This window comes from Alicyclobacillus macrosporangiidus CPP55 (genome assembly GCF_000702485.1).
In the GTDB taxonomy this organism is placed as follows: Bacteria; Bacillota; Bacilli; order Alicyclobacillales; family Alicyclobacillaceae; genus Alicyclobacillus_H; species Alicyclobacillus_H macrosporangiidus_B.
On record NZ_JNIL01000001.1, the window covers coordinates 432,199 to 454,144 of the forward strand.

Genomic DNA, 21,946 nt, shown 5'->3' on the forward strand with positions numbered 1-21,946 from the left:
GAGGAGCAGAGGCAGATGAGCACGTTCGTGAGAGATGTCCTGCGTCAGGTCGCGGAGGGTCGGGTGTTGGACGAGAATGTCGCGGAGCAAGTGATGCACGAGCTGATGGAGGGGAACATCACCCCCGTGCAGACAGCCGGGCTGTTGGCCGCGATGGCGGTGCGCGGGGAGGCGGTCTCCGAGATCGTCGGGTTCGCGCGGGCGATGCGCGCGCACAGCGTGCGCCTGGCCACGGAACTGGACGTGGTGGACACCTGCGGAACGGGTGGAGACGGAGGGCAGACGTTCAATATCTCCACAGCGGCGGCGATTGTGGCGGCCGCCTGCGGTGTGCCGGTGGCGAAACACGGCAATCGCGCGGTCTCCAGCCGAAGCGGCAGCGCGGACGTGCTGCAGGAACTGGGCGTAGCCATCCAGCTGTCGGCGGATGAAGCGCTGGCCTGCCTGGAGGAGACCAACCTGTGCTTCCTGTTCGCGCAGTCTTACCACCCGGCGATGAAACATGCCGCCGAGCCTCGCAAGCAGCTGGGTTTCCGCACCATCTTCAACATCCTCGGCCCGCTGACCAATCCGGCAGGAGCACGTCGCCAGGTACTCGGGGTGTTCCGGGCGGACCTGGTGGAGAAGGTGGCTCAGGCCTTGGCCCGGCTGGGCACCGCGCACGCGCTGGTGGTGCACGGGGACGGCGGGATCGACGAGATCTCCCTGCAGGGAGAGACGTTGGTGGCCGAGGTGCAGGACGGCCAGGTGCGTACGTACACGGTGGTACCAGAGCAATTTGGTCTGGCCAGGGCGCCGCTGTCCGCGCTCGCGGGCGGGGATGCGGCCCACAACGCCGGCATCATCCGGCGCATCCTGCAGGGGGTGCCCGGGCCGCAGCGGGACGTGGTCGCCCTCAACGCGGGCGCGGTGCTGTACGTGGCCGGACTGGCAGCGTCCATCCAGGACGGAGTGCGCCGGGCGGAGGACTCCATCGACCGAGGGGATGCGGCAGCGGCCCTCGATCGGTTCGTCCGGGCGTCCCACCGGTATCACCGCGAGGAGGTGGCCCAGTGAGCGGGTTCTTGCAGCGGATCCTGGAGACAAAGCGGGAGGAGGTCGCGCGCCTGCGGCCGAAGGCCGCGGAACTGGCCCGGCAGGCGCGGGAGATGCCGCCCTGCCGCGGATTCGCAGCCGCGCTCCGGCAGGCGTCCGGGCTCGCGGTGATCGCGGAGGTGAAACAGGCCAGCCCGTCCAAGGGGCTGATTGCGGTTCACTTCGATCCGGTGGGGATCGCCGTCACCTACGAGCGCGCCGGCGCCAGCGCCATCTCGGTGCTGACGGACGAGACGTATTTCCGCGGGTCCATCGCCCATCTGCAGGCGGTGCGCGAGGCGGTCACGGTGCCGGTGCTGCGCAAGGATTTCATCATCGACGAGGTGCAGATCGACGAGGCGCGCGCGGCCGGCGCGGACGCGGTGCTGCTCATCTGCGCGGCGCTCCCGCCCGACCGGCTGCTCCAACTGGCTGCGTATGCGAAGACCCTCGGCCTTGACACCCTGGTTGAAGTGCATCATCCGGATGAACTTCCGGCGGCCCTGGCGGCGAATCCGTCCGTCCTCGGCGTCAACAACCGCGACCTGCGCACGTTCGAGGTCTCCCTTGAGACGACGCAGTTGGTGTTGGCCAAGGTCCCGAAGGGCGTCCTGGCCATCGGCGAGAGCGGCATCCACTCGGCAGAAGATGCCGCCCGCATGGCGGCGTACGGGGCACGTGGCATCCTCGTCGGCGAGTCCCTGATGCGCGCGGGCGATCCAGAGGCCATCGCGGCACGGCTCGCATCCCTCCGGGTCCCCCTGCCGGCCGGGGTGTCCTCGCCGTGACGGTGCGAGTCAAGATCTGCGGCCTGCGGCCGGGCGACGACCTGTCGTTCGCCGATTCCCCCTGGGTGAGCCACGTGGGGTTCGTCTTCGTCCCGGCCAGCCGGCGGTACGTGGCACCGGAATCGGTGCGAAAGATGGTGGCGCAACTGGATGGGCGCGCCGAGCCAGTCGGGGTGTTCGCCGGCGCCGGCGCCGAAGCGGTTCGGGCGGCGGCGGTGCAGAGCGGCATCCGGGTGGCGCAGCTGCACGGAGACGAGGGACCCGAAGTGTGTGACGCCCTGCGCGAGGCGGGATTGCAAGTCTGGAAGTCCCTCTCGGTGGCGTCGTCGGGTGAGGATGCAGAGGCGCTTGCCGCCCGGATCGCGTTGTTTGCCCCTCACGTGGACGCCCTGCTGCTCGACGCGGCACCGCCAAAGTCGGCCCCGGCCGGCGTCAACGGTGGGCACGGACGGCCGTTTGACTGGCGGGTGCTGCCCAAAGCCATCCGGGTGGCGCGAACGCGCACCGCGTTGCCTCCCCTTTGGGTGGCAGGCGGCATCCACGCGGACAATATCGGAGACCTGCTCTCGGTGTTCGCACCGGATGGCGTCGATGTGTCCTCCGGTGTGGAGACCGAGGGCCGGAAAGACCCCCGGCGCATCGAAGCCTTGTTGAATGAACTGACGGTACGGGCGTTTTGCGGAGCGGCTCGCTACGCGGAAGAAGCGGAGCAGTTCGTGCGCCAGCACGAACCCCGTGCCGTGACCTCCGAGGAGGCGATACCGTGAGGAAGACCCATGCCGACGCCGCTCCCGCTGTGGCCGAGATGCCCTCGGGTGGGCGATATCCCGACGCGTACGGCCGCTTCGGCCCCTTTGGGGGGCGCTATGTCCCGGAGACGTTGATGTCGGCCCTCCACCAGCTGGAGGCGGACTATCTGCGGTTGTCCGCCGATCCCGGTTTTCAGGAAGAGCTGCAATATTACCTGACCCATTACTCCGGGCGCCCGACACCCCTGTACTACGCGGAACGGCTGACCGAGCACCTGGGCGGGGCGCGCATCTACCTGAAGCGGGAGGACCTGAATCACACCGGTGCGCACAAGATCAACAATACCATCGGGCAAGCGCTGCTCGCCCTGAAGACCGGGAAAAAGCGCGTGATCGCGGAGACGGGCGCGGGCCAGCACGGGGTGGCCACGGCGACGGTCGCGGCCCGCTTTGGCCTCGCCTGCACCGTGTTCATGGGCGAGGAGGACATGCGCCGTCAGGCCCTCAACGTGTTCCGCATGCGGATGCTCGGCGCCGAGGTGGTGCCGGCGACGACGGGGACGCGCACGCTCAAGGACGCGACGAACGAGGCCATCCGCCACTGGGTCGAGCACGTGGAGGATACGTATTACATCATCGGGTCCGTGGTCGGCCCCCATCCGTACCCTCGGATCGTGCGGGACTTTCAGCGCGTGATCGGCGATGAGACCAAGCGCCAGATGCTGGAACGGGAAGGACGGCTGCCGGACGCGGTGGTGGCATGCGTCGGCGGCGGAAGCAACGCGATGGGGATGTTCTATCCGTTCATCGAGGACGACTCCGTCCAATTGATTGGGGTCGAGGCGGCGGGAGACGGCCTGGAGACCGAGCGGCACGCGGCGAGCATCGCCCGCGGCCGGCCCGGCGTCCTGCACGGGGCGCTCACGTACCTGCTTCAAGACGAGTACGGACAGGTCACACCGGCGCACTCCATCTCGGCCGGGCTGGATTACCCGGGCATCGGTCCGGAACACGCCTGGCTGCATCAGTCCGGGCGCGCCCGCTACGTGCCCATCACCGATCAGGAGGCGCTCGATGCCTTCTACCTCCTCTCCAAGCTGGAGGGCATCATCCCTGCGCTGGAGAGCGCCCACGCCGTCGCGCAGGCCATCAAGGAGGCTCCGCGCATGGGCCGCGACCAGATCTTGGTCATCTGCCTGTCGGGCCGCGGCGACAAAGACGTGGAACAGATCGCAAAAATGGCGGGAGGGATGGCGGATGGAACGGATTGAGCGGGCGTTTCGGAGGCATGCGGACAGAGCGGCGTTCATCCCGTTCCTGAACACCGGGGACCCGTCGTTCGACCGCTCGTTGGAGCTGTTTCGCGCGGTGCTGCGGGCCGGTGCCGACATCCTCGAGATCGGCGCGCCATATTCTGATCCACTCGCAGACGGTCCGGTGATCCAGGCGTCGGCGCTGCGCAGCCTGCAGGCCGGATTTCGCCTGCCGCAGGTGTTCGAGGCGGCGTCCGCGCTGCGGCCCGAGACCGATGCGGGCCTGGTGCTCTTCACTTATGTCAACCCGGTGGTGCAGTACGGCCTGGAGCGGTTCTTCTCGGACGCCCGGACGGCCGGCGCGGACGGCGTGATCATCCCGGATCTGCCGTTTGAGGAGAGCGATCCGGTGAGAGCCGTGGCGGACCAAAACGGCATCGCGCTGATCCCTTTGGTGGCACCCACTTCCGGGGAGGACCGGATCGCAGAGATCTGCCGGCAGGCCCGCGGGTTTGTGTATTGCGTGTCGTCCCTCGGCGTGACGGGCGAGCGGGCGCGCATGTCGGCCCGGCTGCAGGCGTTGGTCCAGACGGCCCGCCGGTACACCGAGGTGCCCGTCGCGGTCGGCTTTGGGGTCAGCCGGCCGGAGCAAGCGCACGAGATCGCCGGATTCGCCGACGGCGTCATCGTCGGCAGCGCCATCGTGCGGCGCGTTGGAGAAGCCGTAGCGGCGGGCCGCGGGGACGAAGAACTGTTGGAATCCGTATCCGGCTTCGCCGGTGCGTTGATAGAAGCCCTGCACAGAACTGGTGCGGCGGCGACACCAACCTTGCAATGAGAGGAGAGGGAGAGAAATGATTGTCGTGATGAAGGAAGGGGCGCGCGAAGACGAGGTCCAGGCCGTCGTTTCCCTGCTGCAGGGCAAAGGGCTGGAGACGCATCTGTCGCAGGGTGCGGAAAAGACCATCATCGGCATCATCGGGCCCAAGGAGCGCGTGTTGGGCATGCCGATTGAGTCGATGCCGGGCGTCGAAAAGGTGGTGCGGGTGAGCAATCCGTTCAAGCTGGCCAGCCGCGCGTTCCACCCTCAGGACACCCTGGTGCAGGTGGGGCCGCACGTGGTCGGCGGCGCCAATCCGGTCGTCATCGCCGGTCCGTGCTCGGTGGAATCGCGCGAGCAGATCCTTGAAGTCGCGCACGCCGTGAAGCGTTCTGGCGCCCATATGCTGCGCGGCGGGGCGTTCAAACCGCGTTCCTCCCCGTACTCGTTCCAGGGCCTCGGGGAAGAGGGATTGAAGCTGCTGGCGGAGGCGCGCGAGGCCACGGGCCTGCCGGTGGTCAGCGAGGTGATGGACATCGAGGCGCTCCCGATGATGCTGGAGTACGTCGACGTACTGCAGATCGGCGCGCGGAACATGCAGAACTTCCCGCTCTTGCGCGCCGTCGGGAAGACGGACAAACCGGTCCTGCTCAAGCGCGGCCTGTCGGCCACCATCGAAGAGTGGTTGATGTCGGCAGAGTACATCCTGTCCGAAGGCAACCGCAACGTCATCCTGTGCGAGCGCGGCATCCGGACATTTGAGAAGTACACCCGCAACACGCTCGATCTCAACGCCGTCCCGGTAGTGCAGTACTACTCCCACCTCCCGGTGATCGTCGATCCGAGCCACGGGGTCGGCCATTCCCGGTACGTCTTGGCGATGGCGCGTGCCGGCATCGCGGCGGGCGCCCACGGGCTGATTGTCGAGGTGCATCCGCGCCCGACTGAGGCCTTGTCGGACGGGGAGCAGTCGCTGACGCTCGAGGACTTCGACCAGATGATGAGGGAGGTCACGCGCGTCGCGGAGGCAGTGCACGGCGTAGAAGCCCCCGTGTACGTCCCTGGCCGGTGAACGGACGGGTCGGGGCACGCCCGGCCACCGTGCTGGTGGTCGGCTGCGGCCTGATCGGGACCTCGTTGGCCCTCGCGCTGCACCGTGCCCGCCCCGGCCTGGTGGTGCACGGCGTGGAACGCTCGGATGTGCACCGCCGGCAAGCACTGGCCACCGGCGCGTTTGCGGAGGTCTTTCCGGCGCTGCCGGATCTGGCTGAAGCCGAGCGAGGCGGGCGATACGAACTGGCGGTCCTGGCGGTCCCTGTGGACGCCGCGTGCGCTCTTCTGCCCGCCACCGCGAGGCTGGCCGATGTGGTCATGGACGTGTGCAGCGTCAAGCGCCCTTTGGTCGAGGCCGCGGAGGCTGCCGGATTGAAGGCGGTCTTCGCGCCGACCCACCCGATGGCCGGAACGGCCGACTCGGGGCCCGCCCACGCCCGTGCGGACCTGTTCGACGGACGCACCTGGATTGTGCTGGACGGCTGGCCGGCATGTGATGCAGTCACCCCCTGGCTGGAGGAAACCGGGGCGAGACGGGTTCGCCTGCCGTCCGCGGACGATCACGATGCCGCTATGGCGTCCGTCAGCCACGGTGTACACCTGGCGTCCCTCTCGGCCATGCTGGCGTACCGCCGCACGGCCGGTGGACGGGCCGGGGACTGGGCCATCCTGGCGGGACCCGGGTTTCGCGATGTGACCCGCCTGTCGCGCTCGGGCCCGGACTTCTGGGTGCCGACCCTGACGGCGAACCGGGATTATGTCACGGTCTATCTGCGCGCCCTCGCAGAGGAGTTGAACGCGTTCGCCCGGTCACTGGAGGAAGCCGACGTGAACGCGCTGCATCAGCGGTTGACGGAAGCCCGAATGGCCCGTCTCGCATGGGAGGAGAAGGTGAATCATGGCGGAGAAACGACCCCTTGAGCAGGGGATGCACTGTTTCCCCGGATCCCCGCTGCGGGGGACGGTGGCCGTGCCGGGCGACAAGTCCATCACGCACCGGGCCATCCTGTTCGGCCTGCTGGCCGCGGGCCGGACGGAGGTGTCCGGTTGGCTCGACGCCGGCGATTGCCGTTCGTCGCTTCGGGTGGCCCGGATGCTCGGCGCCGAAGTGGCCGAGGCAGACGACGGCAGGCTCGTCATCACCGGAACGGGGGGGCATCTGCGCGAACCCGAGGATGTGCTCGACTGCGGCAATTCGGGCACGACGATGCGGGTGTTCCTCGGCGCCATCGCAGCGCGCGTTCCGTTCGCGGTGCTGACGGGGGACGGTTCTTTGCGCAGGCGGCCGATGCGCCGCGTGATCGATCCGCTCACAGACATGGGAGCGGCGATCTACGCGCGCTCTGGCCGGTTCGCGCCCTTGGCGGTGGAGGGCCGCCCCCTGCGCGGGATCGACTACACCCTGCCCGTGGCCAGTGCGCAGGTGAAATCGGCCATCCTGGTGGCAGGCCTGTTGGCACACGACGGCGTCACGGCGGTGACGGAACCGGAGGCGACCCGGGACCACACCGAAAACCTGCTCACGGCCTTTGGCGTGCACGTCAAACGCACGTCGTCGCCGGCGGGCAACCGCATCGAGGTGGAGCCGGGACAGGTGCTTCGCGGTGCACCGGTGGCGGTGCCGGGCGATCCATCATCGGCCGCCTTCCTCATCGCGGCGGCGGCCCTGGTTCCCGGTTCCGCCGTGACGGTGACCGGCGTCGGCCTCAATGCCACGCGCACCGGCTTTCTCCGGGTCCTCGGCCGTATGGGTGCCCGCATCGAACTGGGTAACCTGCGCAAGGTATCCGGGGAAGTGGTGGGCGACATCACGGTGACACACGGGCCGCTCACTGGCGTGGAGATTGAGCCGGCAGAAGTGCCTTCGCTCATCGACGAACTTCCGGTCCTGGCCGTGTTGGCGGCGTTTGCGGAAGGCACGACGCGCGTGCGCGGGGCCGCGGAACTGCGGGTCAAGGAGACCGACCGCATCGCCGCGGTGGCCGAAGGGCTGAGAGCCATGGGGGTCCTGGTCGACGAGGCGGAGGACGGATTCACGGTGTACGGACGAGGGATGGTGGACGGCGGTGTGGTGGACAGCCACGGTGACCACCGGATCGCCATGAGCTTCGCCGTCGCCGGACTGGCGTCCCGCCGCGGGGTCACCGTGCACGGTTGGGACTGCGTAAACATCTCGTATCCCACCTTTGCGGCCACTTTGGAACAGCTCGGCGCGTCTTTGCAGGCGCGGCCTGAATGACAAGCCGCCCTGCGCATCCCTCCACCGCTCTGCCGGCTCACCGCCGGCAGGGTGCGGCTGTGCGAATCAGAAAATTTCGTCTTGACAGCGCTTCCATACTGCGTTATGCTGTGAATCGAAGGGTGTTGTGTCTGATTTCTCTCCACTCCTAGCAACGCTTGGGGAATCTGTTACGGGCAGATTCCCGCTTTTTTTATTCCTCAGCCTCCTGCGGCACAGGCCGTGGGTTCCCACAAAGCTCCATTCGGACCGTATACCCCATTGCCGTCCAACTCATACTGGAAATGGGAAGTATTGAGCGCCTCCCGTGCGGAGGCCAGGAATCGACAGGGGGGAGCCGCATGCGCGCACTGCTGTACGTGCAGAAGGACGGGACCCTGTTGGTGCAATCGGATCACCCACGCTACGAGGCCGTGCGGCCGCGCCTGATGGCGTTTGCGGAGATGGCCCAGCGGATGGACCCCATCCATATCTACCGCATCCGTCCCATCTCTCTGTGGCAGGCAGCGAGCCTCGGCTGCACTGCGCGCGAGATCCTGACCTTCCTGCGCGATCACGCGGCACACCCTGTCCCGTACGACCTCCAGCGGACCGTCGTGGAAGAGATCGCGAAGTGGGGACGGCTGACCCTGCACCGGGGCGCTCGAGGGCGCATCGTACTGCGCGGAGATCCGGACGCTTTGGCCGCAGCCCGCGCCGTACCGGAATTGGCGGCCATGACGGCCGTGGACCGGAGCGACGGACTGGTCCTCAGGGCCTCCGATCGGGCTCGGGTCAAGCGGGTGTTGGCCAGCGCCGGGTTGCCGGTGATCGATCACGTGGGCTACCAGGCGGCCTCCGCCCTGTCGTTCTCCCTGCGCGAGGAGACGCGTCTTCGGAGTTATCAGGAGGAGGCGGTCCGGCGGTTTCTGCAGCAGGGCCGCGAACAGAGCGGGGTGGTCGTCCTGCCCTGCGGCGCCGGCAAGACGCTCGTGGGCATCGCCGTGATCCAGGCGCTCGGGCTGCACGCCCTGGTGTTGACGCCGAGCGAGACGGCCGCGCGCCAATGGCAGCGCGAGTTCTTGGATCGGACCACCTTGCGCCCGGAGGACGTGTCGCTGTATCGGCCTGGACGCCCCGTCACGCCCGTCACCATCACCACCTACCAGCGCGTGGCGGCGCAGGACAGACGGGGGAGGCGGCGACACTTGGAGTCTCTGACGAGCCATCCCTGGGGGATCGTGGTCTACGACGAGGTGCACATGCTGCCCGCTCCACTGTTCCGGCTCGCCGCCGATCTCCAAGGGGCTCGCCGGCTGGGACTGACCGCCACCTTGGTCCGGGAAGACGGCGCTGAGGCCGACGTGTTCAGCCTGATTGGCCCCAAGTGTTACGAGGTACCTTGGAAACAGCTGGAGCAGGCCGGATATCTGGCTGCGGTTCGGTGTGTCGAGCTGCACGTCCCGCTGCCCGCCGCGGAACGGGCGCGGTATCTGGCGGCGGGAATCCGCGAACAGCACCGCATCGCGGCTTCGAACTCCGCCAAGCGGCGCGTGGTGGCGGCCCTGTTGAAACAGCACGCGGGCGAAAGCGTGCTCATCCTCGGGCATTACTTGGAGCCCCTGCGCGCCCTCGCGGACGCAATCGGATGCCCGCTCGTCACCGGCACCACGCCACAGCCGGAGCGGGAGCGTTGGTTCGAAGCATTCCGAACCGGCCGCATCCGTTGCATTGCGCTCTCCCGGATCGCCAACATGGCCGTGGACCTGCCTTGTGCGTCTGTGGCGATCCAGGTGTCCGGCCTCTTCGGCTCGCGCCAAGAGGAGGCGCAGCGCTTGGGGAGGCTGCTGCGGCCGCAAACCCAGGAGGGGGTTTTTTACACCTTGGTGAGCGAAGGGACGGTTGAGGCCCAAACCGCCAAGCACCGCCAGCTCTACTTGGTGGAGCAAGGCTACACATACAGCGTATACGACAGCGACGAGTACCTGCCGGAAGGGGTGGATGAAGATGAAGCTGTCGGAGTGCCTGAGCACCGCTGACATCGACACCTTGCGCAAGATCTCGGATCATTACGGATTGACCTGCTCCAAGCACTCGAAGCTGTCGCTGCTGCAGGAGCTTCTGTACGCATTCCGGCGAGGCCGCTTTCTCGAAGAGGCCATCGCCCAGTGGCAGGAAGGCCGGGAACAGGCGATGATCCGCCTGTGCCTGGAGACGCGGAGCCGATTTTCGGCCGAGGAGTTACGCGGGATCTTTCAATCCTGCGGCGGGGAAGCGGTGATCGACGAGGCCATCCGCGAGGGCTGGTTGTTTCCCAGCAGCCGGTACGGAGGACGGCTCTACTACTACATCCCCGAGGAGTTGCAAGCGGCGATGCGACGCCAGTTCGTCGCGCGCTTCGTGCGGAACCTGCACCGCTCGCAAGAAGGGCCCCTGCTGTTTCAGGACGAAGGTCTTGCCCTCGTACGAGACCTGGATGTCTTCCTCGAGTACGTGCGCCACCATACGGTTCCGCTGACGACCGGCGGCAGCATGTACAAGAGAAATCTGATGCAGGTGCTGGAACTGCTCGAGGTACGGGAAGAGCCCCTTCAGGGCGGGTGGCGCTTCGGCTACGGGCGGCGGTTTCACGATTACCCCGACCGGCTGGCATTGCTCTACGACTACGCGTACAGCGCCCGCCTGATTGTCGAAGGCGAGGACGGGTACCTGCACGCCGCGGAAGATTGCAGTGACTGGTACCGCCTCAGCGAGGTCGAGCAGGCTCGAACGCTGATGCGGTTTTACATTCACCTGTATCGGCGACCCATTGCCCGCCTCCCGCAGGTGGTCCACCTGTTGGCACATGCGGCAGTCGACTGGCTGGACAGCGCCGAAACCCTTGACGCGCTGGCGAATCTGGTCACGCCGTACTACTACGACGACCGGGAGCAGGTCTGGCGCACGCGCATCCTCAAAATGCTGATGCACCTCGGTTTGGTGCGGATCGGACAGGACGAAGCGGGCAGGGAGTGGTTTCAAATCACGAAACTCGGTCAACAATTAATTACACCGGATGCTTTACCAGCGACCCCGGATCAAACGCGGGAGCGCCAGCGCATCTTGATTGTGCAGCCGAACTTCGACATCGTCGTCACGGGCGACCAACCGCTGGTGACGAACGAACTCGCGGCTTTCACCGATTTGCGCCAGGCGGGCGCCATCCGAGTCTACCGTTTGACCGAGGCGAGCGTCCGCCGGGGAATGGCGTCCGGAGGGCTCGTGTCTGCCTGGTTAGAGTTTTTGCATCAGCACGCCCAGACTCCGGTGCCGGGCAACGTCGAGCGGACGCTGCTGGAATGGGGGCGAATGCAGGAGGAGCAAGCGATGGGCGAAAACAGTCTGACGAGTTGACGTTACGTTGGCCGGCGAGCCACGGATGGATTTGGAGAGCCATTCCGGGCGGGTGTGGAAGGAAAAAATGAAGCGCCAGTCGAATAAAATACTCGAAGAATTCACACGGGACCTTCGCCGCTGGGGTCAGGTTGTGGACGTTCTGGATCACCGGACATTCGGCTACAACCAATCAGGGAGGAGACGGCAATGGGCAATACCGTAACGGTCGCCGAAAAGAAACACTTTCTGCGTTGGTTTCTGTCGAATTACCAACTGCAAAGTCGGGAGGCGGAGATGCTCATCCGCTACATGATGACCCGTGAGAGCGTGCTGCGCCGGGTTCACTTCGTCGACAGCTTCCGGCAGTTGCCGCGGGTCATCGTGGTGTCCACGACCTGTGTTCAAGCCGCCCCCTTCCGGTATTACCGGCGCAACAAGCCGGTGTCCACGGACGTGGAACAGGCGTTCTTGGACCTGTATCAACACCCGGACGAAGACGTGTATGTCAATCTCTACTTCAAAGACCGGGCGACCAGCGCCGCGTACTCGGCCGTGTTGGAGGAGATCGCGCCGGCCGAATTGGAACCGGCCGTCAAAGAGCTCATCACCATGCAGGCCGAATGGATCATCGAACAGGCGGTGCGCAACTATCAGCGGGAGCACCTCATGCGCGCCGTCGACGAGGCCCTGGATCGAGGAGATCGGGAGGCGTTTTTGGAGGCCAGCCGCCGTCTGATTGAATTCGACGCCAGCGCGTCCGCCGCGATGTCCGGTTGACGAGCGGTCGTATACAGGGGGCGGTGACGGCCCCTCTTTTTTTTTAACATGATCCATTTCCCACAAAACCTTTCACGAGTAGGATCCCCTAACTTCTCCTTCACCCTCTTGACAAAGTCCGCATGGCCTCCTGTATCCTGTTCTCAAATCCGAATATCCATAAACATAAATAATTTTAATCAGAATTTAAGGTTTGTACACTCAGGAGAGGAGAATCGGGAACATGCGTACATCCGGGCAGCGTGTGGCAGGAGGGTGGAGTGAAGACACTTGGTCGATCGTACTTGGATTGATTCTCATCCTTGCCGTGTGGGCCGCGTATCAGCTCAAGAAGCCGTTGGACGTCTTTCAGCAGGCCGTTCCAGTGACGTGGCCGGCGCACGCGTTGGGGCAGCACTTCGCACAAAACGGATTGGCCTACGCCGCGTTGTGGCTGGTCCTGGTGGCGTTGACCGGCGTCGCCGCGCGGGCGCTCGGCACGCCGTTTCTTCCCTACGCTGCCGGCTTCACGGTGCTGTTCGTCCTCGCGGGGATGGTGTTGGTCATCGGTAGCCAGCAAACACTCAAGACCTACGGCCTCGAGTACCCGTTCTGGGCACTGTTATTCGGTGTGGTGATCGGGAACGTCGTGCGGCTGCCCGGGTGGCTGGCGGCGGCCGCCGGGCGCACCGAGTTGTTCATCAAGACGTCCATCGTTCTGTTGGGCGCCAATCTTCCGTTCTCCATCATCGCCAGATCTGGCCCCCGCGGGTTTCTCGAAGCGCTGGTCATCGTGGGACTCGGATTCACCGTCGCGTTCATCGTCGGCAAGCGGTTGGGGGTCGATCCGCTGTACATCTCGATCCTCGGCGCCGGGGCATCGGTGTGCGGCGTGTCAGCGGCCATCGCGGTCGGTAATGCCGTACGGGCCCCGCAACGAAAGGTCGGCTACGTGGTGTCGCTGGTGGTGGTCTACGGATTGATCCTGGTGTTCCTGCTGCCCGCCCTGGTGCATCTGCTCGGCCTGAGCAACACCGTCGGCGGGGCGTGGATCGGCGGCTCGGAACTGGCAGACGCGTCCGGCGCAGCCGCCGCGGCCATGCTCGGCGATTCGGCGGTCAATACGTTCTCGCTCGTCAAGCTCAGCCGGGACGTGTTGATCAGCGTCATCTGCCTGATTCTCGGCGCGGTCGCCGCCGCCCGGTGGAATCAGGAAGCTCGTCCCACACCGTCGCGTTGGAGCGAACTGTGGCGCCGGTTCCCCAGGTTCGTGTTGGCCTTCGTGATCGCGTCCCTCTTGGCCACGTGGTGGCAGGCCGCCTACGGAAAGGCGTTCAACACGGATTTCACGGCCAACCTGAACGCGGTCCGCACATGGCTGTTCACGCTGACCTTCTTCGGAGTGGGACTGAACACCCGCTTCCGCGAGATCCGGGAGGTCGGCGGCCGGGCCATCGCGCTCTTCACCACGGTCGTGATCGTCAACGTGATCGCGGGGTTGATCTTGGCGTACTTGCTGTTCGGAAGCCGTTGAGATTGTCCCACCCCAGGCTCTGTGATACGTTTCTCATGGCAGGGACCGAGGGGGGAGGACATGCGATTCGAACGCCTCACACCGAATCAGTTCGCACCTATCCAGGACGGTTTTGACACCCTCCTGGTGAGCGCTTATTGCCCGCTTCCGCTCGATCCCGCCGTCAGCCACCTGGCGGCGGTCTGGATCGGGCAGCGGCTGGCGGACGCGGCGGCGGGCCGCTTCCAAGGGCGGACCGCCCTGTGGCCGCTCGGCCACAACGCATTCGTCCGGGCATCCGATCCAGAGTGGCTGGCCGACCTCCGGCGGGGGTTTCCCTACGGTGTCCGTCACGGCGTGCTGGTGACGGACCGAACCTTGATGGAGGAGGTGCTGCGGCTGGCGGACGCAGATGGCACCGGTTGGCTGATCTTCGATTGGTGGCAGTGGCTCCGCCGGCGTGTCCCGGCGGCTCGCCTGCCGGAGGCGTGGGCATATCTCAACCACGCCTGTCCTGCCTATGCTGCCAGCGAGGAGCGCCAAAGCCTCGGATTGCCGGACGACGTCATGCACGCGATGGCCGCCGAGGGGCAACGCCTGTTTGCGGCGATGGAGGAGGCCTTGTGCCAGCAAATTTTGGCGCTGTGGGCATAGTCCGGGGTGTTCTGGCCATCCTAATCCACGACAACTACGTCCGGACCGCATCCTGTGACAGGGTTATGACGAATTGTCGAAACTGAATCCTTCGAAGTCTAGCGAACCGTTGGCATTGCTTGACACACTGGATCGGCCAGGCATAAGATCTGTATCGTGCAGCTGGTGCCCGGTCTACATATCTTTTTTGGCTTTTCACAGGATGCGGGATGGAGGTCAGGAGGGCCACACACGTGTCCGACTTCCAGGAACGAGCATCACAAGAGCAGCAGCCAGGGCTGAGCCGGCGGCAATTTTTGACGTACGCGCTGGGTGGAACCGGGGCGTTCATGGCATCGCTGGTCGCCGTCCCGTTCGTTGTGGAGACGTTCGACCCCATTCGCCGGGGAGGCGCGAACGCCTTCGTCAACTCCGGCCACAAGGTGTCGGAATTTAATAAAACGCTGCCACAACTCATTGAGTTTCGAGCGCATCGGGACGACGGATGGAACTCTGCGGACATCCCGTCACGCGCATGGGTCATCCTGCAAAAGGACGGCACGCCGCTCGCGATGTCCCCCATCTGTACGCACCTGGGCTGCCAAGTCAACGGCACGCTGGGTCCAGACGGGAAACCAGAACCGTCCCAGGATGGACAGTGGTGGTTTCACTGCCCGTGCCACGGCAGCAAGTACACCGTGTACGGCATCCAATCGCCGGGATCGCCGGCGCCGCGCCCGCTGGATGTGCACAAAGTCAAGGTGGACGAGGCCGGCTACCTGTACTTGGGACCGCTGCAACAACGCAACAGCTCGGGGCAGGTGATATCGTAACATGTTGAAAAAGGCGTACGACTGGATCGACGAGCGGCTGAACGTGACGCCGCTGTGGCGGGACGTGGCCGATCACGACGTGCCGGCCCACGTGAATCCGGCCATCAAGATGTCCGCCTTCGTGTACTGTTTCGGCGGTCTCACGTTTCTGGTCATCACGACCCAGATCCTGTCGGGCATGTTCCTGGCGATGTACTACACGCCGGACATCACCAACGCGTGGTACAGCGTCAAGTACATCACCGACGAGGTGCTGCTCGGCAATGTGGTCCGCGGCATGCACTTTTGGGGCGCGAGCTTGGTCATCATTATGATGTTTTTGCACATGCTGCGCGTCTTTTTCACCGGGGCGTACAAAAAGCCGCGCGAGATGAACTGGGTGGTCGGCGTCCTCATCTTCTTCGTCGTCCTCGGCTTCGGATTCACCGGGTACCTGCTCCCATGGGACCAGAAGGCGTACTGGGCGACCGCGGTCGGGGCACAGTTGGCGGGATCCATTCCGTGGATCGGGCCTTACATCCAGACGCTGCTGCTCGGGAGCCACACGGTGGGCGCTCTGACGCTGACGCGCTTCTTCGCGATTCACGTGTTCTTCTTGCCGGCTGCCCTGCTGGTGCTGCTGGCGCTGCACTTCATCATGATCCGCGCGCAACACATCGCGGGTCCGCTATAAGCCGTGCCTTCGCGAGAACGCTGAGCGAGGAGGGGACATTTTGGCTGCTGGAGGCGAACGGATTCCGGGTACTCCACGGTACCGGCATCATCACCTGAAGAATCCGGGGACCGAGCCGTTCATCCCAAACTTTCTGCTGAAAGAGTGGATCGCCGGTTCGGTGTTCCTGCTGGCTTTCATGCTGTGGGTTGTGTTCAATCCGGTCGACCTCGGCTCGAAGGCCAATCCGGATGACACGTCGTTCATCCCCGTCCCGGACTGGTACTTTCTGTTCTTGTACCAGCTTCTGAAATACTTTCCGGGCGACAATGAGTTGTTCGGCACCATCCTGGTCCCGATGGTGGGCGCGCTTCTGTTGTTGTTCGCCCCCTGGCTGGACACCAAAAAGACGCGGCACCCGTACAAGCGTCCGCTGGCAACGGCGGGTATGGTGCTGACCACGTTTCTCGTCATCTGGCTGACCAACGAAGCGGCGGTCCAACACGCGGCCGAGGTCGCCGCGGCGAGCGGCCAGGCGACGCCAGGGCTGCCGGTCATTCCGAAGATCGACGCGTCCCAGATCCACTTGGTGGACACCTCCGACCCGGGGTACCAGCTGTTCCAGAACACCTGCGCCAACTGCCACGGGCACAGCGGGGAAGGCGGCGCGGGGCCCCCGATTTACGCGATCGGAAAGTACTGGGATGCCAAAAAGCTGTACGATTTCATCGAAAATCCTGCGCCGGGGATGCCCAAGAAGGGCACCCTCTCCAGCGACGCCGACGTCCAGAAGGTCGCCGACTGGCTGGCCAAGCAAAAGGGCTGATCTGGCCCGTATGGCCCGGCTGCACAGAGAAACCCGGTCCGCGCATCGACGCGGCACCGGGTTTTCTTCTCGCGCCGGACGGCGTGTCCTTCACCGGGCGTCCATTACCAAGTGAATCCTTCCCCAAGGACCTCGTGTACATCATTGACCACCACGAAGGCGCGGGGATCGGCGGCGTACACAATCTGTTGGACCCGCACGACCTCCTCGCGGGACACCACACAGTACACCACCTGGCGGGGTGTGCCGGTAAAGCCGCCAACCGCCTGGAACAGCGTCGTACCGCGTTCCAACTGGCGGTGGATGGCGTCGGCGATGGCCTCCGGGTTGTCCGAGACGATGGTCAGGGCCTTGCCGCGCCGGGTTCCCTCGATGACGAAATCGATCACGCGGCTGGCCACGAACAACGCCACAAGCGAATACATGGCCGTTTCGCGGCCGATGAGCACCGCGACGATACCGATTACGCAGACGTCGATAACGAACAGGGTCCGGCCCATGCTCACGCCGTACCGGTGGCGGACCAGGCGGGCGATGATGTCTGAGCCGCCGGTGGTCGCGCCGGTCCGAAAGATCAGGCCGAGCCCAAACCCGGTCACCACGCCGGCGTACAGGGCGCCGAGCAACGGATCGTGTGTCGGCAGCTGGATGCGGGCGGTCAGCGAGCTGAACAAGGACACCGCCACGACCCCGCCCGTGGTGAGCACAATGAATTCATGCCCGAACACCCGCCAGCCGACCCACAGCAGCGGGATGTTGAGCAGGAAGAACGTCAGACCGAGCGGCCAGTGCAGAAGATACAGCAACAACACCGAGATGCCGACAAATCCGCCCTCAGCCAAATGATTGCTGACCAAAAAGGCGTTTAACCCGATTGCGTAGATGAGGGCGCCGGCGAGGATGGACAACCACTTCCAAATCCACCGGGGCCCCGCAGGCCAAGTCATGTGTGGTGCAGACACCCCCTTGGGCCGAGACAAGGCTCGTCCGTGTTGCCTCATTATACGGAACCGTTCACCCACGTGGCAACTTTTCCCGCGGCCAGAGCAGCAAGAGGATCAGACCCGCGCTGATCCACCCGAAAGCCGTGTAGGCGTACTGCACCACGGCACTGAACCCGACCTGGCTGACGAGGTAGGCGAGCACCAGCACCACGGCGGTGATGACCGCATGGCGGAGGGGGGAGGAGGCACCCAATTGGGCGGTGAGGGCGTACAGGTCACCGACCAGTGTGGAATACACCTCCGCCCACAAGACGAACACGAAGCCCCAGCGCAGGAGCGCACCCAGGTGCTCCGCCACGTACGCCATGGGTAAGTCGTACCCCAACGCACGCGGGAAGTAGGTGTGGAGTGTAAACGTCACCGCGGCGAGCATCCCGGCCAGGCCGAGGGCGCCGAAGAGGGCGCCGAAGCGAAGGGTACGCAGGTCGCGGACATCCGCGCCGAGCGGGAGCAGGACGCCGGCGGACAGGCCGATGTTGAATGCCGCGTACAACATCGCAGACACCACTGTGGCGAAGCCGGAGCCGCCCAGCGCCTGGCCGTTGTGCCAGGCGGTCTGCCACCCATGGGTGTGCCACGCGTGCCAGGCGGCGTACAGCACGAAGACGCACATCGCTGGGACGATGAGGGTGTTGGCGCGCAGGATGCCACGAATTCCCCACAGGACGGTGAGGAAGGCGATCCCCATGGTGACCAGCGCACCCGTCTGGAATGAACCGCCCAGCCGTTCCTTGAACAAGGCGCCCGATCCGGCGATCATCGCCACCGTCACGCCGAACAGCATGGTGAGGATCAAGGCGTCGAGCAACGCCGTGAGCCCGGGGCCGAACAGGCGTTCGTTCAACTCGTGATAGGAGCGCACGCCCCACACCGCGCCGAGCTGCATCAGCCGGTACCCCATTCCGGCGAACAGGATGAACGACAGAAGAATGGTGAGGTAGGCCCAGTTCCCGTAGCGTGCGAAGAACTGAAAAACCTCCTGTCCGGACGCGAACCCCGCGCCGACCACCGTGCCGATGTACGCGCAACCCACCTGAAACGCCCACCACTCGGTCCGCCGCACCGGCGTCACCTCCTTCTCTCAACATATGGCGGGTCTGTCCCAAAGATGTTGGAGGCGGGACATGTCCCCGTCACAGGGCCTATATACATAGAACCAGCGGTTGTCCCCCTAGGGCAGCCGTCCAATTTGGAGGGGAAAGGAGGGGGTGGAATGACCCATCTGCAAGCCATCGTGCTGGGCGTGGTGCAGGGCGTGACCGAATTCCTGCCGATCTCCAGCTCGGGGCACCTGGTGTTGTTGCAGAAGATATGGCACATCTCCGGAGACTCCCTGCTGTTCATCACCTTCGTGCATTTGGGGACCCTGGTGGCCGTGGTGTGGGCGTTCCGCCGGGAGGTGGCTTGGCTGATCCGCCACCCTTGGTCGTGGACGACGCGGATGATCCTTTTGGCGCTGGTCCCGACGGCGATAGTGGGCGCGTTGTTCGAGGAGTTGTTTGAGAACCTCTTTGCCAGCGGCGTCACCCTCGGGATCGAGTTCGTCGTCACGGGGATCATTCTGTGGTGGATGGACACCGTGCCTTCAGGCGAGAAGACGGAGCAGAACATGAGGCCGGCGGACGCGCTGTGGGTGGGCACCCTGCAAGGAATGGCCATTCTCCCGGCATTGTCGCGTTCCGGTCTGACCATGGCGGCCGCGCTGTGGCGTGGCATGGACCGGGATGCAGCGGGCCGGTTCTCGTTTTTGTTGTCGATTCCGGCCATCCTCGGGGCCACCTTGGTCGAGCTGGAGGAGGTGCTGGAGCACCCAGCCGGCGGGACGGCCATCCATTGGGGACCGATGATCAGTGGCACCGTCGCCGCGTTGGTGGCAGGCTACGCGTCGGTGAAGTTCACCCTGTGGCTGCTGCGCAATGCGCAGATGAAGTGGTTCGCTTGGTACGTGTGGATCCTGGCCGAGTTCGTGTTCATCGATCAGCTGTTCCACCACCGTTGGTTCCCGCCCCTGTGGTGAGCACCATTTCACGAGGGCATGCCGGCCACGGAACACCCGCCGGCGAAGCGATGGGGGGCTGGCGCACGAGCGCCAGCCCCCCGATCTGTGGAGGATGTGCAAGTCGATGCTGCGTCACCATCACCGGCGGCGCGGGCCGAGCCGCCATTCAGGCCCGGTGCATCTTGACGCGCCAGGCGATGATCCGGGTCTTGCGCAGGAGATAGACGACGACGGAGAGGAGGAGCAGCCCTCCCAACAACCAGACCCAGGTCGTCAGGCCGAGCGCCATCACCTGCCACCACGGGGCGCCTTCGGAGGCGGCCCGGAACGAAGCGAAGACAGGGACGGCCTGCGCCAGAGCGGCGCTGGCGGGCTTCCCCAGACCAAATGCCCACAGGACGAGCGTCAGGATGGCCGCCAACACGCCGTGAGCGAAGCGGGCGAGGAAGTAGGGAAACATGCGGATGTCGGTGTTTGTGATGACGCTCGCTACCTGCGCATGTACGGCCAGACCGCTCCACGCGACAATGCCGCTGACGATGGCCACGCGCTGCAGCAACGGTGCGTTGGAGACAGCCGCGGCCTGCGCGCTGCCGATGTCGATCTCGAGCAGACCGGCCAACGTCGGATTGACGAGGCTGCTGTGCACGCCGAGCAGGTGGTAGACGGCCGCCACGGGCAGCCCCAGGAGGGCGAGAATGCCCGACAGGTGCAGAATCTCGATCATCACCGCGAAAAACACGATGAAACCGCAGATCATAAACAGCGTCATCATCGATTCCGTGACCGCCTCCCGCAGCAGTTTGCCGAACGGGCGGCCGTCCTCGGCCCGAGCACGTGGGATCTCTCGCAGCGCACGGATGAAGATGTTGCCCTGAGCTTTCGTCTCGGCCTTTGGGGATTCGCCTTTGCCCCGACCCCAGAACTTGAAGCTGACGCCGACCACAAACGCAGAGATATAGTGCGCCACGGCGATCAGAATGCCGAGTTCTGGCGATTTGAACATCCCCACGGCGACCGCGCTGATCATGAACAAGGGATCGGCGGTATTCGTGAAGGCCAGGAGCCGCTCTCCCTCGATCCGTGTGCACATGCCCGATTCACGAAAACGTGCGGTGATCACGGCGTCCATGGGGTAACCGGCGGCCAAGCCCATGGACAGGGCGAACGCGCCGATACCGGGGACGCTGAACAGCGGCCGCATCAGGGGTTCGAGAAGAATCCCGAGGCCATGGACCACGCCGAGTCCAAGCATCAGTTCGGAGAGGATGAAGAAAGGCAGCAGAGACGGAAACACGACGTCCCAGAATACGCGCAGGCCAGCGATGCCTGCTTCGAATCCTGGCTTGGGATAGACGACCAGCGCGACGCAGAAGATCACGACGGCCAGCCCCAACAGGTAGGTCGACAGGTGTCGAGCCCGCGATGCGTTCACGGTGTCATCTCCTTTACCGGAGTTGTCCCCTGGATGGTCCATAACATCATATTGGTCAGGCCCGGCGTTTATGTTCGCCTGTGCCCGTGCCGGTTTGTCATGGCGCCCCCCGGTATAGTAAGGTAGGAACGTGAAGGTGCGGACAGGAGGGATGGGGATGGCGCTGACCGTGCGCGGCATGCAGGAGGAGGTCGACGCGTACATCCGCCAGTTCAAGGAAGGGTACTTCACGCCGATGACCCTGGTGGTCCGCCTGGCGGAAGAGTTGGGGGAACTGGCACGCGAGGTCAATCACCTGCACGGGGAAAAGCCGAAAAAACCGGACGAACCGGAGGGCAGCATTGCACTGGAACTGGGCGACCTCCTGTTTGTCATCACGTGTCTCGCGAATCGCCTCGGCATCGACCTGGAACAGGCATTCACCGGCGTGATGGACAAGTTTCGCACGCGCGATCGCGACCGCTGGACGCGCATCGGATCGCCGTCTGACGAGTCCCGGCAAGGAGAGGCGGGGCGCGGACACACGCCTTGAGGACGGGCGGGGCTTGGGCAAGGGTACAGTCCGCTGCTTGGCCCGCGCATACGATGGCAGCGGGAGGTGGCGGCCATGCTCGGGGAACGTTGGTTGAAGGTGGCCTTTTCCTACCTATACATTCGCGACTTCAACCGCGCCATGGAGGCATTTCGGCGTGCCATCGCCTGCGACCCGGACAACCCGGCATGTTATTTTCACGCCTCCGTAACCGCGCTGCGCAATGAAGATTGGGAACCTGCACTGGCCTGGGCGGCAGAGGCCGCCCGGTTGGACCCGGAAAACGTGCTCTATCAAGAACACGTCCGGCGGGTGCAGGCGGCCTGGGTGCAGGCGCATCCGGCCTACCCCGAGACTGCGGCCGCGGACGCGCCGCCGGACAGCGACACCATCGAGGACCCAGTCCGTGTGCGGCTGGGAGAGGAGGAATGAG

Annotated in this window: 22 protein-coding genes; 19 read left to right on the forward strand and 3 right to left on the reverse strand. The window is 65.0% G+C overall.

Annotation, left to right across the window (positions count from 1 at the left end; translation table 11 throughout):
- The first annotated feature begins 15 nt into the window (after positions 1 to 15).
- The 16 genes from trpD to N687_RS0102400 all read left to right on the forward strand — a co-directional run bounded on the left by trpD (position 16) and on the right by N687_RS0102400 (position 16,543).
- Entirely contained in the window at positions 16 to 1,056 is a 1,041-nt protein-coding gene (trpD, locus tag N687_RS0102325; protein WP_029420325.1) for an anthranilate phosphoribosyltransferase, read from the forward strand.
- Positions 1,053 to 1,862: an indole-3-glycerol phosphate synthase TrpC gene (gene trpC, locus N687_RS0102330; RefSeq protein WP_029420326.1), complete on the forward strand. Its 810-nt coding sequence runs from the start codon at positions 1,053 to 1,055 to the stop codon at positions 1,860 to 1,862. Before trpD ends, trpC begins: the two co-directional genes overlap by 4 nt.
- Entirely contained in the window at positions 1,859 to 2,629 is a 771-nt protein-coding gene (locus N687_RS0102335) for a phosphoribosylanthranilate isomerase (RefSeq protein ID WP_051662883.1), read from the forward strand. The genes trpC and N687_RS0102335 overlap by 4 nt, the downstream gene beginning before the upstream one ends.
- A gap of 38 nt (positions 2,630 to 2,667) precedes the next feature.
- Entirely contained in the window at positions 2,668 to 3,882 is a 1,215-nt protein-coding gene (gene trpB, locus N687_RS0102340; RefSeq protein ID WP_029420328.1) for a tryptophan synthase subunit beta, read from the forward strand.
- Positions 3,869 to 4,702, forward strand: coding sequence for a tryptophan synthase subunit alpha (gene trpA, locus N687_RS0102345; protein WP_051662884.1), 834 nt, complete (start codon positions 3,869 to 3,871; stop codon positions 4,700 to 4,702). The genes trpB and trpA overlap by 14 nt, the downstream gene beginning before the upstream one ends.
- Positions 4,703 to 4,718: 16 nt before the next feature.
- Positions 4,719 to 5,756: a 3-deoxy-7-phosphoheptulonate synthase gene (aroF, locus tag N687_RS0102350; RefSeq protein WP_029420330.1), complete on the forward strand. Its 1,038-nt coding sequence runs from the start codon at positions 4,719 to 4,721 to the stop codon at positions 5,754 to 5,756.
- Complete coding sequence (locus N687_RS0102355) at positions 5,753 to 6,658, forward strand: prephenate dehydrogenase (protein ID WP_051662885.1); 906 nt, start codon at positions 5,753 to 5,755, stop codon at positions 6,656 to 6,658. Before aroF ends, N687_RS0102355 begins: the two co-directional genes overlap by 4 nt.
- Complete coding sequence (aroA, locus tag N687_RS0102360; protein WP_231493375.1) at positions 6,636 to 7,976, forward strand: 3-phosphoshikimate 1-carboxyvinyltransferase; 1,341 nt, start codon at positions 6,636 to 6,638, stop codon at positions 7,974 to 7,976. Before N687_RS0102355 ends, aroA begins: the two co-directional genes overlap by 23 nt.
- 341 nt (positions 7,977 to 8,317) lie before the next feature.
- The gene (locus N687_RS0102365; protein WP_051662886.1) at positions 8,318 to 9,994 is read left to right on the forward strand and encodes a DNA repair helicase XPB; all 1,677 of its coding nucleotides are present in this window, start codon (positions 8,318 to 8,320) and stop codon (positions 9,992 to 9,994) included.
- Positions 9,963 to 11,348: a helicase-associated domain-containing protein gene (locus tag N687_RS0102370; protein ID WP_029420334.1), complete on the forward strand. Its 1,386-nt coding sequence runs from the start codon at positions 9,963 to 9,965 to the stop codon at positions 11,346 to 11,348. Before N687_RS0102365 ends, N687_RS0102370 begins: the two co-directional genes overlap by 32 nt.
- Positions 11,349 to 11,537: 189 nt before the next feature.
- Positions 11,538 to 12,107 carry a YpiB family protein gene (locus N687_RS0102375; protein WP_029420335.1) on the forward strand — a complete coding sequence of 190 codons (570 nt, stop codon included), beginning with the start codon at positions 11,538 to 11,540 and terminating at the stop codon, positions 12,105 to 12,107.
- A gap of 223 nt (positions 12,108 to 12,330) precedes the next feature.
- Complete coding sequence (locus N687_RS0102380; protein WP_029420336.1) at positions 12,331 to 13,620, forward strand: YeiH family protein; 1,290 nt, start codon at positions 12,331 to 12,333, stop codon at positions 13,618 to 13,620.
- Positions 13,621 to 13,680: 60 nt separating this feature from the next.
- Positions 13,681 to 14,253, forward strand: a complete 573-nt coding sequence (locus N687_RS0102385; protein ID WP_029420337.1) for a hypothetical protein — start codon at positions 13,681 to 13,683, stop codon at positions 14,251 to 14,253.
- A gap of 233 nt (positions 14,254 to 14,486) precedes the next feature.
- Complete coding sequence (locus tag N687_RS0102390) at positions 14,487 to 15,065, forward strand: ubiquinol-cytochrome c reductase iron-sulfur subunit (protein WP_029420338.1); 579 nt, start codon at positions 14,487 to 14,489, stop codon at positions 15,063 to 15,065.
- 1 nt (position 15,066) lies between these two features.
- Positions 15,067 to 15,738: a menaquinol-cytochrome c reductase cytochrome b subunit gene (gene qcrB / locus N687_RS0102395; protein ID WP_029420339.1), complete on the forward strand. Its 672-nt coding sequence runs from the start codon at positions 15,067 to 15,069 to the stop codon at positions 15,736 to 15,738.
- Positions 15,739 to 15,778: 40 nt separating this feature from the next.
- Positions 15,779 to 16,543 (forward strand): menaquinol-cytochrome c reductase cytochrome b/c subunit, encoded by a 765-nt coding sequence (locus N687_RS0102400; RefSeq protein WP_231493376.1) that lies wholly within the window; start codon positions 15,779 to 15,781, stop codon positions 16,541 to 16,543.
- 104 nt (positions 16,544 to 16,647) lie between these two features.
- On the opposite strand, the gene N687_RS0102405 is transcribed toward N687_RS0102400, so the two are convergent.
- Together N687_RS0102405 and N687_RS0102410 are read right to left on the reverse strand one after the other, a co-directional pair.
- On the reverse strand, positions 16,648 to 17,490 hold the full coding sequence (locus N687_RS0102405; protein ID WP_035462023.1) for a YitT family protein: 843 nt from the start codon (positions 17,488 to 17,490) through the stop codon (positions 16,648 to 16,650).
- A 67-nt stretch (positions 17,491 to 17,557) separates the two neighbouring features.
- On the reverse strand, positions 17,558 to 18,610 hold the full coding sequence (locus N687_RS0102410; protein ID WP_029420342.1) for a hypothetical protein: 1,053 nt from the start codon (positions 18,608 to 18,610) through the stop codon (positions 17,558 to 17,560).
- Between the two features lie 150 nt (positions 18,611 to 18,760).
- Between N687_RS0102410 and N687_RS0102415 the strand changes: the two genes are divergently transcribed.
- Positions 18,761 to 19,564, forward strand: coding sequence for an undecaprenyl-diphosphate phosphatase (locus N687_RS0102415; protein ID WP_029420343.1), 804 nt, complete (start codon positions 18,761 to 18,763; stop codon positions 19,562 to 19,564).
- A gap of 148 nt (positions 19,565 to 19,712) precedes the next feature.
- On the opposite strand, the gene ylbJ is transcribed toward N687_RS0102415, so the two are convergent.
- Positions 19,713 to 20,981, reverse strand: a complete 1,269-nt coding sequence (gene ylbJ, locus N687_RS0102420) for a sporulation integral membrane protein YlbJ (RefSeq protein WP_029420344.1) — start codon at positions 20,979 to 20,981, stop codon at positions 19,713 to 19,715.
- Positions 20,982 to 21,138: 157 nt separating this feature from the next.
- Here ylbJ and N687_RS0102425 point away from each other — a divergent pair, with 157 nt between their 5' ends.
- Positions 21,139 to 21,513, forward strand: coding sequence for a nucleotide pyrophosphohydrolase (locus N687_RS0102425; protein ID WP_081841092.1), 375 nt, complete (start codon positions 21,139 to 21,141; stop codon positions 21,511 to 21,513).
- A 75-nt stretch (positions 21,514 to 21,588) separates the two neighbouring features.
- Entirely contained in the window at positions 21,589 to 21,945 is a 357-nt protein-coding gene (locus N687_RS0102430; protein ID WP_029420346.1) for a tetratricopeptide repeat protein, read from the forward strand.
- The last annotated feature ends 1 nt before the right edge of the window (position 21,946 follow it).

Coding starts and splice junctions, on each gene's coding strand:
- aroF (WP_029420330.1), top strand. CDS start 4,719: ATGATTGTCGTGATGAAGGAAGGGGCGCGCGAAGACGAGGTCCAGGCC.
- N687_RS0102425 (WP_081841092.1), top strand. CDS start 21,139: ATGGCGCTGACCGTGCGCGGCATGCAGGAGGAGGTCGACGCGTACATC.
- aroA (WP_231493375.1), top strand. CDS start 6,636: ATGGCGGAGAAACGACCCCTTGAGCAGGGGATGCACTGTTTCCCCGGA.
- N687_RS0102375 (WP_029420335.1), top strand. CDS start 11,538: ATGGGCAATACCGTAACGGTCGCCGAAAAGAAACACTTTCTGCGTTGG.
- trpD (WP_029420325.1), top strand. CDS start 16: ATGAGCACGTTCGTGAGAGATGTCCTGCGTCAGGTCGCGGAGGGTCGG.
- qcrB (WP_029420339.1), top strand. CDS start 15,067: ATGTTGAAAAAGGCGTACGACTGGATCGACGAGCGGCTGAACGTGACG.
- trpB (WP_029420328.1), top strand. CDS start 2,668: ATGCCCTCGGGTGGGCGATATCCCGACGCGTACGGCCGCTTCGGCCCC.
- trpA (WP_051662884.1), top strand. CDS start 3,869: ATGGAACGGATTGAGCGGGCGTTTCGGAGGCATGCGGACAGAGCGGCG.
- N687_RS0102405 (WP_035462023.1), bottom strand. CDS start 17,490: ATGACTTGGCCTGCGGGGCCCCGGTGGATTTGGAAGTGGTTGTCCATC.
- N687_RS0102385 (WP_029420337.1), top strand. CDS start 13,681: ATGCGATTCGAACGCCTCACACCGAATCAGTTCGCACCTATCCAGGAC.
- N687_RS0102430 (WP_029420346.1), top strand. CDS start 21,589: ATGCTCGGGGAACGTTGGTTGAAGGTGGCCTTTTCCTACCTATACATT.
- N687_RS0102380 (WP_029420336.1), top strand. CDS start 12,331: ATGCGTACATCCGGGCAGCGTGTGGCAGGAGGGTGGAGTGAAGACACT.
- N687_RS0102415 (WP_029420343.1), top strand. CDS start 18,761: ATGACCCATCTGCAAGCCATCGTGCTGGGCGTGGTGCAGGGCGTGACC.
- N687_RS0102365 (WP_051662886.1), top strand. CDS start 8,318: ATGCGCGCACTGCTGTACGTGCAGAAGGACGGGACCCTGTTGGTGCAA.
- N687_RS0102370 (WP_029420334.1), top strand. CDS start 9,963: ATGAAGCTGTCGGAGTGCCTGAGCACCGCTGACATCGACACCTTGCGC.